The 12,558-nt window shown below is 62.7% G+C and carries 12 protein-coding genes; 8 read left to right on the forward strand and 4 right to left on the reverse strand.

Annotation, left to right across the window (positions count from 1 at the left end; translation table 11 throughout):
• The first annotated feature begins 82 nt into the window (after window positions 1-82).
• Both ACK3R5_RS15470 and ACK3R5_RS15475 read left to right on the forward strand, forming a co-directional pair.
• Window positions 83-598, forward strand: coding sequence for a DUF21 domain-containing protein (locus ACK3R5_RS15470; RefSeq protein WP_411964934.1), 516 nt, complete (start codon window positions 83-85; stop codon window positions 596-598).
• A gap of 206 nt (window positions 599-804) precedes the next feature.
• Window positions 805-1,185 (forward strand): YybH family protein, encoded by a 381-nt coding sequence (locus ACK3R5_RS15475; protein WP_411964935.1) that lies wholly within the window; start codon window positions 805-807, stop codon window positions 1,183-1,185.
• A 146-nt stretch (window positions 1,186-1,331) separates the two neighbouring features.
• Here the strand turns inward: ACK3R5_RS15475 and ACK3R5_RS15480 are convergent, their stop codons facing one another.
• Entirely contained in the window at window positions 1,332-1,601 is a 270-nt protein-coding gene (locus ACK3R5_RS15480; protein WP_411964936.1) for a hypothetical protein, read from the reverse strand.
• An 89-nt stretch (window positions 1,602-1,690) separates the two neighbouring features.
• On the opposite strand from ACK3R5_RS15480, the gene uvrB reads away from it, so the two are divergent.
• From uvrB to ACK3R5_RS15500, 4 genes are all read left to right on the forward strand, one after another.
• Window positions 1,691-3,775, forward strand: a complete 2,085-nt coding sequence (gene uvrB, locus ACK3R5_RS15485) for an excinuclease ABC subunit UvrB (RefSeq protein ID WP_411967603.1) — start codon at window positions 1,691-1,693, stop codon at window positions 3,773-3,775.
• Between the two features lies 1 nt (window position 3,776).
• Entirely contained in the window at window positions 3,777-4,220 is a 444-nt protein-coding gene (locus ACK3R5_RS15490) for an NUDIX hydrolase (RefSeq protein WP_411967604.1), read from the forward strand.
• A gap of 410 nt (window positions 4,221-4,630) precedes the next feature.
• Window positions 4,631-5,722, forward strand: coding sequence for a TSUP family transporter (locus ACK3R5_RS15495; protein WP_411964939.1), 1,092 nt, complete (start codon window positions 4,631-4,633; stop codon window positions 5,720-5,722).
• Window positions 5,723-5,789: 67 nt separating this feature from the next.
• Window positions 5,790-6,227, forward strand: a complete 438-nt coding sequence (locus ACK3R5_RS15500) for a universal stress protein (protein ID WP_411964940.1) — start codon at window positions 5,790-5,792, stop codon at window positions 6,225-6,227.
• Window positions 6,228-6,729: 502 nt separating this feature from the next.
• Here the strand turns inward: ACK3R5_RS15500 and ACK3R5_RS15505 are convergent.
• Entirely contained in the window at window positions 6,730-7,926 is a 1,197-nt protein-coding gene (locus ACK3R5_RS15505) for an SPFH domain-containing protein (RefSeq protein WP_411964941.1), read from the reverse strand.
• Window positions 7,927-8,096: 170 nt separating this feature from the next.
• Between ACK3R5_RS15505 and ACK3R5_RS15510 the strand changes: the two genes are divergently transcribed.
• The gene (locus tag ACK3R5_RS15510; RefSeq protein WP_411964942.1) at window positions 8,097-8,291 is read left to right on the forward strand and encodes a hypothetical protein; all 195 of its coding nucleotides are present in this window, start codon (window positions 8,097-8,099) and stop codon (window positions 8,289-8,291) included.
• 76 nt (window positions 8,292-8,367) lie between these two features.
• A complete protein-coding gene (locus ACK3R5_RS15515) occupies window positions 8,368-8,865 on the forward strand; it encodes a 2'-5' RNA ligase family protein (RefSeq protein ID WP_411967605.1) in 498 nt (165 codons plus the stop codon).
• 19 nt (window positions 8,866-8,884) lie between these two features.
• On the opposite strand, the gene ACK3R5_RS15520 is transcribed toward ACK3R5_RS15515, so the two are convergent.
• Both ACK3R5_RS15520 and ACK3R5_RS15525 read right to left on the reverse strand, forming a co-directional pair.
• Window positions 8,885-10,261 (reverse strand): cytochrome P450, encoded by a 1,377-nt coding sequence (locus tag ACK3R5_RS15520; RefSeq protein WP_411964944.1) that lies wholly within the window; start codon window positions 10,259-10,261, stop codon window positions 8,885-8,887.
• A 76-nt stretch (window positions 10,262-10,337) separates the two neighbouring features.
• A complete protein-coding gene (locus ACK3R5_RS15525; protein WP_411967606.1) occupies window positions 10,338-12,542 on the reverse strand; it encodes an ATP-dependent DNA helicase in 2,205 nt (734 codons plus the stop codon).
• Between the last annotated feature and the right edge of the window lie 16 nt (window positions 12,543-12,558).

Genomic DNA, 12,558 nt, shown 5'->3' on the forward strand with positions numbered 1-12,558 from the left:
CACCGACGGCGTCTCGTGTGACTCCCCCGTCGAGACGAGTCGTCGTCAGTGGGTTCTTGGAGTATCTGTTCGTACGGACGGTATGAGCGGTTTACTACTCGTTGTTGCCGGCGGGATAGCGGTCGTTGTTCTCCTGTCGATGAGCGCGTTCTTTTCGAGTTCAGAGACGGCGGTTTTCTCGTTGCCCCGAGAGTGGATCGAACAGCAGGCGACGACGGACGACCGCCGGGCACACATTCTGAAAGACCTGTCCGACGACCCGCATCGTCTTCTCGTGACGTTGCTGGTCGGAAACAACATCGTCAACATCGCGATTTCGAGTATTACGACAGTTCTCGTCGCTAGCTATCTCTCACCCGGCCAGACAGTCGTCGTTACGACAGTGCTCACCAGTTCGCTCATCCTGATATTCGGTGAAATCGTTCCGAAAGCGTTCGGACTCGGGAACGCGAAACGCTGGTCGTTAACCATCGCGCCGCCCATTCGAATCGTCGAGCGTCTGCTCTCCCCGCTTATCACGCTGTTCGACGGGATTACTCGTCAGATGAACGCACTCATCACTGTCGACGAGAACATCGAAAAACCGTACACTGACTGACCGAGTCTCGACCGTGCGGCGGTGGCGTTCCACGTCGCTGCACACGCGTTCGCACTCTCCGTTCGTCGGGAGTTAGCCAAACGGGAGATAGTCTCGTTAAATCATGCGATGGTCAACGCTCAATATGCGGCGAGTCGTAGCTAGACACTGCGAATCGACTGTCTCTGGTGGTGGAGAGACGTCGATACGCGGACAGGTGAAGGCCGATGGCACTGGAAGATACGATAAAGAAACGAACGGACGAGGTGGGGGACATTCTCACGAGTAAAGATGGCGAGCGAATAGCGAATCTCTACACCGAGAAATGTCAGCTCATGCCTCCTGCGAGTGAGATAATTACGGGCCGAGACGAAGTCGCTGCATTCTGGTTCGACACCACCGAATCGGGCGTCGACGCTATCGATATCGAACCGATAGAACTCGAAGAACACGACGCGCTGGCTATCAGAACCGGCCGTGCGACGCTGCACGACGCCAGCGGGACGACGCTCGACGACGTGAAGTTCATCGAAGTGTGGAAGCAGGAAGACGGTGAGTGGAGAATTCACCGCGATATCTGGAATTCGAATCTCTCGGACGAACAGTAGACGAGAGCGACTCGGCTCATTTTTGCACCAGTACGTCACGCACGACTCGTCGCAGTACTCCGTTCGCGACGGTTCTCACAGCACACAACCTGTGCCTGCCAACCCCACACGTTCCAGTGGAAACGAAGGGGTCTGTCTGCCGTGCGTCAGACGCCAGGAACGGTCTTTCGGTATTCGAGCACCTGCGTGCGGGCCTCACGGACCGTGTCGCTGACGCCGTCGTCGAGTCCCTCGGCAATCTCGTGCAGGACGGTCATGTGACGGGCGAGTCGCCCGTGGTCCGGTCCTTCGTCCCGTTCGGCGAGTGTCGCCAACTGGTCGGCTTGCTCGGTGAGTCGCGCTTGGACGTCGCTGTCGGTCCGTGCCGCGGCGTCTCGGAGTAACTCACTCGCTTTCTGCAGTTCCGCGCGTGTCATAGCCTCCCATAGAGAGTCTCGGCAGAAAACCATTCTCCCGGCGGAAAGCACCGCCTCTCTCAAGTACGCCGAACGCCAAGCGAGGGGCAATGAGCGAGTCCGGTCCCATCTCTGCCGACAGACCAGAGGCAGAACGCGAATTCCGCGTCGACGCCCCCTTCGAACCGGCGGGAGACCAACCCGAGGCTATCGAGCAATTGGTCCGTGGATACCGCGACGGGGCCGATATCCAGACGCTGCTCGGTGTCACCGGTTCCGGCAAAACCAACACCGTCTCGTGGGTGGTCGAAGAGATTCAGAAACCGACGCTCGTCCTCGCACACAACAAGACGCTCGCCGCCCAGTTGTACGAGGAGTTCAAGAACCTCTTTCCCGACAACGCCGTCGAGTATTTCGTCTCGTACTACGACTACTACCAGCCCGAAGCCTACATCGAACAGACCGATACCTACATCGACAAGGACATGTCTATCAACGAGGAGATAGACCGACTCCGCCACTCGGCGACCCGGTCGCTTCTCACCCGCGACGACGTCATCGTCGTTGCGTCAGTCTCGGCCATCTACGGCCTCGGTGACCCGAAGAACTACACCGACATGTCCCTCCGTCTCGAAGTCGGCGACCAAATCGACCGAGACGAGTTACTCGGGCAACTCGTCGACCTGAACTACGAACGCAATGACGTGGACTTCCATCAGGGGACGTTCCGCGTCCGCGGCGATACGGTCGAAGTTTTCCCGATGTACGGTCGCTACGCCATCCGCATCGAGTTCTGGGGCGACGAAATCGACCGGATGATGAAACTCGACCCACTGAAAGGCGAGGTCAAGTCCTCGGAACCTGCCGTCCTCGTCCACCCGGCAGAACACTACTCCATCCCCGAAGACCAGATGGAACAGGCCATCTCCGAGATAGAGGAACTCATGGAAGAACGGGTGAAGTACTTCCAACGACAGGGTGACCTCGTCGCGGCCCAGCGCATCGAAGAACGGACCACCTTCGACATCGAGATGATGCGCGAGACGGGCCACTGCTCCGGTATCGAGAACTACTCGGTCCACCTCTCTGACCGCCAGTCGGGCGACGCGCCCTACACCTTGCTGGACTACTTCCCCGACGACTTCCTCACCGTCGTGGACGAATCGCACGTCACGCTCCCGCAAATCAAGGGCCAGTACGCCGGCGACAAGTCGCGGAAAGACTCACTGGTCGAAAACGGCTTCCGCCTCCCGACGGCCTACGACAACCGCCCGCTGACGTTCGAAGAGTTCGAGGAGAAGACGGGCAAGATGCTGTTCGTCTCCGCGACACCCAGCGACTACGAGCGCGAACACTCAGACCAAATCGTCGAACAAATCGTCCGCCCCACCCACCTCGTGGACCCGAAAGTCGAAGTCGCGGAGGCGACGGGTCAGATAGACGACCTGATGGCCCGTATCGACGAGCGAATCGAGCGCGAAGAGCGCGTCCTCGTGACGACGCTCACGAAGCGGATGGCCGAAGACCTGACCGAGTACCTCGAAGAGGCGGGCGTCGACGTGGCCTACATGCACGACGAGACGGACACGCTCGAACGCCACGAACTCATCCGGTCGCTCCGTCTCGGCGACATCGACGTGCTCGTCGGCATCAATCTGCTCCGTGAGGGCCTCGACATCCCGGAAGTGTCGCTCGTCGCCATCCTCGACGCCGACCAGCAAGGCTTCCTGCGCTCTGAGACGACGCTCGTCCAGACGATGGGGCGTGCCGCCCGCAACGTCAACGGCGAAGTCGTGCTCTACGCGGACGACCGAACCGACGCGATGGAGGCCGCTATCTCGGAGACACAGCGCCGTCGTCGCATCCAACAGGAGTTCAACGAAGAACACGGCCACACGCCGACGACCATCGAGAAGGAGGTGGGCGAGACCAACCTCCCCGGGAGCAAGACTGACACGCGCGGCGTCTCGGGCGACGCGCCCGCGGACGCCGACGAGGCGGCCGAGCAGATTCTGTTCCTCGAAGACCGGATGCAGGAGGCCGCGGACAACCTCGAATTCGAACTCGCCGCCGACATCCGTGACCGCATCCAGAAACTCCGCCGCGAGTACGACGTCGACCACCTCGACGACGGCATCGCCCCGGAGTATCCCGACGAGGACGACGGTAGCCTGACGCCGCCCGACGAGTTCTGACGTGCCCGAACACGGCGCACCCGACGGCCCGGACGACACCACCATCACGTTCGCCGCCGGTGGCCTTCTCCGACGCGACGACGGGCGAATCTGTCTCGTTCACCGACCACGGTACGACGACTGGTCACTCCCCAAAGGCAAGGTCGAATCGGGTGAGACATTGGTCGAGACAGCGGTCCGCGAAGTCCGCGAGGAGACGCGCTGTTCGGTCGAGTGTGGGCCCTTCGCCGGCCGATACGACTACCACGTCGCTGCCGACGCCGACGCGGAGAGCGGACCGAAAGCAGTCTTCGTCTGGCACATGACGCTCGTCGACGAACACCCCTTCGACGCCGACGCGGAGGTGGACGCGCGGGAGTGGGTGACCCCCACTGAGGCCCTCGACAGTCTCACGTACCAGAACGAACGCGCCCTCGTTCGGCGGGTGTTCGACCGGTCTGGCTGAATACAGACTACGGGTAGCCACACATCTCGCCGCTTCTTCGACACCCGTCGGTGTGTGGACCGTACCCAAAATATGGACAGTGATTAAGACTTATTACCCCGTCCTCGCTATGCCCGTTTCACCGTGACCCGCTCCCTCGCGGACGAGTCTGCAGAACACACCGTTCACCACGCGTTCCCGAACGGGGGTATCACTTAGATGCCCGCGTCTTGCGAGTCACCGTCGTTCGACTCGTCGGGTGACCACTCGCCGCCGGCGTCGCCGGTGTGTGGGTCGGTCACACCGTCTGTGGTGGATGAACGTTGCACGCGGTGCGAACCCGCTTGCGATTCGGCAGACAACCTGTTTTGCTCGCGTCACTCGACCGGAGTGAACGCGGCGGTCACAACGTACTGAAAACAACGAGAACAATGAGCTCTCAGTCTCTCAGTCACGTCCAGAAGTCGTTCCTGAAGTACCAACACATCCTCGTGTTCATCGCACCCGTGCTGTTCATCGCCGCCGTCTTTACCGGGGCCCCCACGCCCACCGACGCCGGCATGGACTACTGGCTCAACTACTGGTGGTTGTTCCCGGTGTTCGTCCTCGGTGCGACCACCGTGAACACGGTCGGAATCAGTGGGTCGGCGCTCTTCGTGCCGTTCCTCATCTTCATCTTCCCGGTGTTCGCACACCCGCTCGAACCCGCGACCATCGTGAAGGTGGGTCTCATCAGCGAAGCGTTCGGCCTCTCTAGTTCGGCCGTCGCCTTCATCCAGTACGGCCTCGTCGACCGGCGACTGGCCCTGTCCCTCGTCGCTGGGTCGGTCCCGTTCGTCGTCGGGGGCGCGCTCCTGTCGTTCGTCATCCCGGAAGTCGTCTTCCACGCGCTTCTCGGCCTCGCGCTCTTGGCCGCGTCCTACCTGCTGTTCAAAGCTGACCTCGGCCACGACGAACCCGGCAGTTCGAGTTCGGGTTCCGAACACGCCGCGGCGACTGACGGCGGCACCATCACGTCGAGTCTGCCGAACGACCCCGGCAAACTCGGCCCCGCCGGCGTTCGCACCGACGACGACGGAACCGTCACCCGCGTCGACCGAGAGGGCGACGACTACACCTACACTCGCGGTGGCTACCTCCGTCGCTTCGCCAACTACAGCATCGGCGGGACGTTCCAGGGTCTCGCTGGGTTCGGTGTCGGCGAACTCGGCATCATCTCGATGCTCAGCACCAAAGTCCCGGTCCGCGTCGCTATCGGGACGAACCACATCGTCGTCGCGCTGACCGCCATCCTCGCGTCGCTCGTCCACGTCTTCGGTGGCGGCCTCGTCGGCGGGCACTCGCTGAGTCTCGCGTCGACGCCGTGGAACATGGTCGTCTTCACCGTCCCCGCGACGGTCCTCGGCGGCCAAATCGCTCCCTACGTCTCCAACGCACTGGAGACTGACACTATCAAGAACTTCGTCGGTGGACTCTTCGCGGTCATCTCGCTGGCGCTGTTCCTGATGGCCGCCGGTATCTAACCGACGCACGCTCCACTCTCACACTCGTTTCACACGAGAGCAACACACCCACTCGTCTCACCCAACAATGTACGACAACATCCTGTTACCGACCGACGGCAGCGATGCGACCGAAGCGACTATCGAACACGCGGCGACGCTCGCACAGACCTACGACGCGACGGTCCACGTCCTCTCTGTCGCCGACTCGCGCAACCGGTTCGAGTCGCCGTCTGCGGGCATCGCACCCGACGTGTGGAAAGAGTCCGAACTCGAACGCGCCGAGCACGCTGTCGACGCTGCTCTCGACGCCCTTCCGGACGACGTTGCGACCGAACGCATCGTCGAAGAAGGCGTCCCGGACTCGGTCATCACCGCCCACGCCAACGACGCCGACATCGACGTCGTCGTGATGGCGACACACGGCCGAACCGGCCTCGACCACTACCTCATCGGGAGCGTCACCGAACGCGTCGTCAGGCAGTCTTCGGTCCCAGTCCTGACGATTCGCGCCGCCGACGACTAGGCACACCCCGCCGCGTCTCGCGGCGTTCGCCACGTTCTGTTTTTCGCGGTACGTACCGCCTGCGTACCACAGACTCTCGTCGAACGAGAATTTCCGTACGTCGTTACTATCTCTCGCGTCGAACGCTCACGTGTCTGCGAAAGTCGCAGACATCAGGGGAAGACGACATCGCACGTCGTACAGGGGAACTGAAACGAGACGAACCTGCCTGCAGAGAGACAGCGCACTGCCCCTGAATCGGTGGCGCAGTTCGGGACCCGTCTGCGAGGTGTCGGCCTCACCCACTGGAATCTGTCCGGTGACCTGTGGGGGACCCATCTTCGGGCCGACACCCGTCGACAGTCCGCTGGTGACCTCTCGGCGTCTTGCTTTACTTGGGCTGGCGACCAGCGGACCACGGTTCCTGTCCGTATCGAACAGGCGACGCTTACTCTCTTCGACGCCGCAGTGACACGAGCAGTCGACGCGGTGTTCGAGGCCGGTTGGTCCGCACGTACCTCGATTACCGTTGCGTCTCGGTTTCGACGCCACCATCTTCGATTTCGATATCGACGGCGTCCATAGCTAGGTCGTCAGTCTCTATCGACCCGAGTTCACTGAGGATGTCGTCGATGTCGTCGAGGCCGATGAGTTCTCGGGTCTCCTCGTCGAACGCCTGACTCTCCAGACCACCGGCCTGTTGTAGGTCGGACCCGGTCAGACCCTTTCCGTACCGGCCGAGCAGTGACGTGAGTTCCTGTGGGAGCACGTACGTCGTCGACGGCGACGTGCCGATGCTCGCCAGCGTCTCCATGCCTTTGTCGATGATGGCGCGTTCGCCCATCGACTCGGCGGCACGGGCGCGGAGGACGGTGGAGATGGCGTCACCCTGTGAACGGAGGATAGCGGCCTGTTTCGTCCCCTGAGCCCTGATGATGTTCGACTGCTTGTCACCCTCCGCTTTCTCGACGGCAGAGCGACGTTCACCCTGCGCTTCGAGAATCATGGCGCGGCGACGGCGTTCGGCAGAGGTCTGTTGTTCCATCGCGTTCTCGACGTCTGCGGAGGGTTTCACTTCGCGCACTTCGACGGATTCGACGCGGACGCCCCACTCGTCGGTGGGTTCGTCGAGTTCCTCGCGGATGCGGGCGTTGATGTGGTCACGCCGTGCCAACGTGTCGTCGAGTTCCATGTCACCGAGGGCGGCCCGAAGCGTCGTCTGGGCGAGCAACGAGACGGCCCGGCGGTAGTTGTCGACTTCGAGGAAGGCACGCTCGGGGTCCATCACGCGGATGTAGACGACGGCGTCGGCGGTCACCGGCGAGTTGTCTTCGGTGATTGCCTCCTGAGACGGCACGTCGAGCGTCTGTGTCCGCATGTCGAAGCGGTAGGTCTTCGAGACGAACGGCGGGACGAAGTTGATACCCGGTTGGAGGATGCCCTTGTACTCTCCGAACACCGTGAGCGTCCGCTTCTCGTACGCCTGTACGATTTCGACGGCGTCGTACACCGCCGCGATTGCGAGTGCGAGGAGGACGTACCCCGCGAGCGTCACGGGTGTGACGGGGAAGACGACGACGGCGATACCGAACACCAACACCGCGAGTGCGAGGGGACCAAGCCAACGTGGGATGCTCGACGACCCACCGACCGTCGCCGACGACTCCGCTCCCGAGTCTGGCCGAGAGAGGCGTCCCAGTTGGTAGAACACACTGTCCATGCAAGAGAGTGACACCGTAGACGAATAAACTTACCCGGCATCCTGCGACGTCGGCGGAAGACGCCCCGTTCGACCCGTATTCGACGCCCGTTCCCCACCGAACACGTCGTTGTGACCGATTGTCACGTCGGCCACCAAGTATTTGCGCTCGACTCCCTGACCCGGCAAGCATGAAACTGAATCGTGGCGGTATCGATGTCGAGGACCTCCTGAAACTCGTGTTGGTCCTCGTCCTCATCTGGTTGGTCCTCGAAATCGTCGGCGAGATTCTCGGCCTCTTCACGATGCTCTTGGGCCCGCTTCGGCCACTCTTGGGTCTCGCCGTCGCGGCGCTCATCGTCCTCTGGTTACTCGACCGTATCTGACGCCGGCCACCCGTCGGCGCTGTCACCTCGCCACTCACGGCGATACGCCTTTGTATCTCTCCCGTGAGTCACGGGCGTGTACAGTCTGAACGTCCCGGTCCCGGGGCGGGTCGCCCGTCTCGCGTCCGACCTGTTTCCGTATCTCGCACCGTTCGACCGGGTTCGCGACCGGCACACGCTCGTCTGTAAGCGGTTCGAAACGTCCGACCCCGACCACCTGCGAGAACGCCTTCGGCAGACGCTGAACGGGACGCCCGCGTTCGAGGCCCAAATCACGGGCATCGACTTCTTCGAACGGCCACCACGCGGGTCTGCCCCCGTCGTCTACCTCTCCGTCGAGAGTCCCGGCCTCGAAGCGTTACACCGGCGACTCGTCGACGAGTTCGGCGCTATCGACGGACTCGAAGGCGACGAGTACGTCCCTCACGTCACGCTCGCTCGCGGTGGTGAGGTGGCGGACGCCCGCGCAGTGGCGAGTCGAGAGATAGACCCGGTCGAGTGGTCCGTCTCACAACTCGACCTCTACGACGGGAAGTTCCGCGAGTCCGTGACGTCGATTTCGCTCCCGGCCTGAAGGGGCGGGGTCCCGGAGACTACTCGCGGGCGTGGAGTCGCATCCCCATCGGTTCTTGCGGGTGCATCGTCAGCGACCCGCGGAGTGAAAATGGCTCGTCTCTGATGTAGTCGAGTTCGTACTGTTGAGCGACCGTTCCGAGGATGAGACGGCCTTCGAGCAGCGAGAGGTGCTTGCCGATACAGTGGCGAGGCCCGCCACCGAACGGGAAGTACGCGAACCGTGGTCGGTCGTTCGTGCGCTCCGGTTTCCACCTGTCGGGGTCGAATTCGAGCGGGTCGTCCCACCAGCGCTCCGACCGGTGGACCACCCACTGCGGGAGCATGATTGCCGACCCCGCAGGGATGCGATAGCCACCGAGTCGCACGTCCACCTTCGGTTCGCGGAACATCACGTACACCGGCGGATACAGACGCATCGACTCGTTCAACACGCGCTCTGTGTACTCCAACTGCCGAACGTCTTCGAACGTCGGCGTCCGCCCCCCGAGCACCTCGTCCAGTTCGCGGTGGAGTTTCGCCTCCGCCTCGGGATGCTGGGAGAGCAGATACCACGCGTACGTCAGCGTCAACGCCGTCGTGTCGTGGCCCGCTAACAGCATCGTCATCAGTTCGTCGCGGAGGTTCTCGTCGGTCTGTTCGCCCGCGTCGTAGGCGCGAAGGAGAATCGACAGCAGGTCCATCGGTTGCTCCTCGATAGAGTCGGCCGCCGACACCGAGGATGCCGGCGTCGTTCCGTACTCGCTTCCGCGACGCTCGTCGACGATGTCCCAGATGAGGTCTTCGAGCACCGACAGCGACTGCTTGTACTCGCGATTCTCTCGCGTCGGAACCCAGTCGGGCGTGAGGAAGCGAATCGGGTCGGGTTCGAACCGCGTTCCCAGCGGTTCGAGGTTCTCCTGGATGACTCTGGTCCGTTCGTCGTCGAGTTCGGCCCCGAACATCGCGTCGACGATTATCTCGACGGTCAGGCGCGTCATCTCCAGTTGCACGTCCACGACGTCGCCGTCGTGCCACTCCGAGAGCAGGCGCTCCGTCCGGTCGGTCATCATCCCTGCCATCGTCGCGATGCGACGCGGGTCGAAGGCGGGTTGAGCGAGTTCTCGCTGTTTCTGCCACGTCGAACCCTCGCTCATCAGCAATCCCTCGCCGAGCAAGTCACCGATAGCCTGGTCTTGGAACTGCGGCTTTCGGAACTTCGACGCCTCGCTCACGAGGACGCGTTCGACGTCGGCGGGGTTCGTCAGCATGTAGGTGTCCAGTGGGCCGAGGTCGAAGTGAATCACGTCGCCGTAAGCGTCGGCGACTGCCGTCAGGAACGAAAACGGGTCGCGGGCGTACTGCCTGCTGGCACCGAAGACGGGGATGCCCTTCGGTCCCGGAGGGGTCGCGCTCATCGAGTATGTGTTGGTTCGGAGAGGGAAGAATGTCTCGGCGATGTCGAGTGGTGGTCTCGGGGTGTCACGCCGTCTCCTACGGCCGTGGTGGGTCGCCGTCGTAGGCGTCGTGGTCGTTGTAGAAGTTCAGCATCGCGAACTTGAGTTTCTCGGGGGAGATGTCCACCATCTCGACCCGCTCTTCGACGGGGAACGACCCGCGGACGCCGTACTTCCCCATCGAGGAACTCTCGTGCGTGTAGCGTTTGTCGGCGAGGATGCGCACCCCGAAGTCGTCGGGTGAGCGAATGACCCGGCCGAGTGCCTGTCTGGTCTTACGGATAGTGGGAATCTCGACGGCGTAGCGCCACCCCGCCCCCTTCTTGCCGCGGTAGATGCGGTCGTAGGCGTCTTGCACCGCTTCGAGGCGCTCCGAGAGATGTGGATACGGGACGCCGACGACGACGACGGTTCGCGCGTCGTCACCGTCGAAACTCACACCCTCGGCGAGCGTCCCCCACAGCGACGTGAGGAGCACCGCGTTGTCTTTGCCGACGAACTCCTGTCGCGCCTCTTCGGCGCGGACGCCGGGTTCGTCGAGGAAGAACTCGAAGTCGGCCGCCGGATTGCCGCGCAAGCGCTCGTGGTAGCGCTCGGCCTCGGCGTACGACGGGAAGAACACGAGCGTGTTGCCCGGCGTAAAGCGCGCCGCGTCCACGAGTAACTGCTCTATCGTCTCCTGTGTCGCCGGGTCGTCGCGTTCCGAGGAGAACAACGCCGGGAGCGAGACGGCGAACGTCCGGCGGTTGTCTTCGGGGTATTCGAGGCCGTAGGCCATCGTCACCGGTTTTTTGAGGCCGAGCGTCTCCTCTGTCACGTCGAACGGCCGCAGCGTCGCCGACATCAGGATGCTCGCGTGGACTTCCTCGAACAACTCGCGGGTGACGTCGCGAGGGATGCAGGTGTAGAGTTCGGCGCGGCCGTATATCTCGTCGGTGCCGCCGTCGCGTCGCACCGACAGCATCGGGTGGCGGCCGAGTTCGTCGCCCATCTCCATCCAGTCGGCGATGAATCCGGCCGCCTGCAGGGTCTGACACTCTTTGCGCGTCGTCGCCTCGCCGTTCTTGTACTCGTCTTCGTACTGCTCGTCGAGGCGTTTGCCCAACTGTAAGGCGAGTTCGACTTCTACGTCGATGCCCTGGCCTTCGTACGACCGGAGGAACTCCATCGTCAGGTCGTCGCGCCGGGCCTGACTGGCGATAGAGAGGTCGTACCAGTTCTCGCCGACCTGCTCGCGTTCACCGAACCCGAAGGCCTCGTCGTAACTCTCTCTGAGGGCGTCGAGGAACGACCCGACGACGTTGCGGGCGCTTTCGGCCCGCGAGTCGTCCACCTCCTCTAATTCGCTCATCGCACTTTCGAGGGTGTTCTCGGTCAGCGCGCGACTCGCGTGGTCACGGGCGGCCCCCTCGATGTTGTGCGCCTCGTCGAAGACGGTGATGATGTCGTCGGCGTCGCGGTCCAACCACCGGAAGAACTGCTCGCGAATCATCGGGTCGAGCAGGTGGTGGTAGTTACAGACCACGAGGTCCACGCCCTCCATCCCCTCTTTCAGCAACTCGTAGCCACAGAGGTTCTGCCGGCCGGCGTGGGCGAAAATCTCGTCTGGCGTGCGCACGTCGTCGAACAACCACTGGAAGAAGTCGTCCGTGTTCTGTGTGAGGTTGTTGTAGTAGTGCTCGCAGTAGTTGCCCTCTTTCAACTGGTCTAACTCGTCGTCGATAGTGTCGAGTTCGTCCGTGACGGCGGTTCTGGCCTCGCCGGCACCCGACTCACCGTCGCGCATCCGGTCGAGGAGGGTCTGCGCCTGGTCAGAGAGTTCCGCCTTGTCGGACTCCTTTTCGACGATGCTTCGCGTCGTATCGCGGAGGGTCTGACACTCCTGAAAGCCAACTTCGATGTGGCACATCGAGGACTTGCCGCGGAACACCACCGCCCGGATGGGTTCACGGCGCGTGATGGCGCGGGCGTCTTCGATGAACTGCCGCATCTGCTGGTGGACGTTCGTCGTGATGACCACCGTCTTGTCGTGCTCGCGGGCGTATTCGAGCGCCGGCACGAGCGCCGAAATCGTCTTTCCCGTCCCCGTCGCGCCTTCGAGGAGGACGTTCCGTTGGTCGTCGAGGGCGTCGGCGATACCGGCCATCGCCGCCTCCTGATTCGGATACGGGTCGTCGTACGGGAAGAAGCGCCACGCTCTCTCCGAGTCGCTGTCGTCGCTTGCGTCGTTGGCGTGGGCCACGAACGGTTCTCGGCCG

Source organism: Haloferax sp. YSSS75, assembly GCF_046764215.1.
In the GTDB taxonomy this organism is placed as follows: Archaea; Halobacteriota; Halobacteria; order Halobacteriales; family Haloferacaceae; genus Haloferax.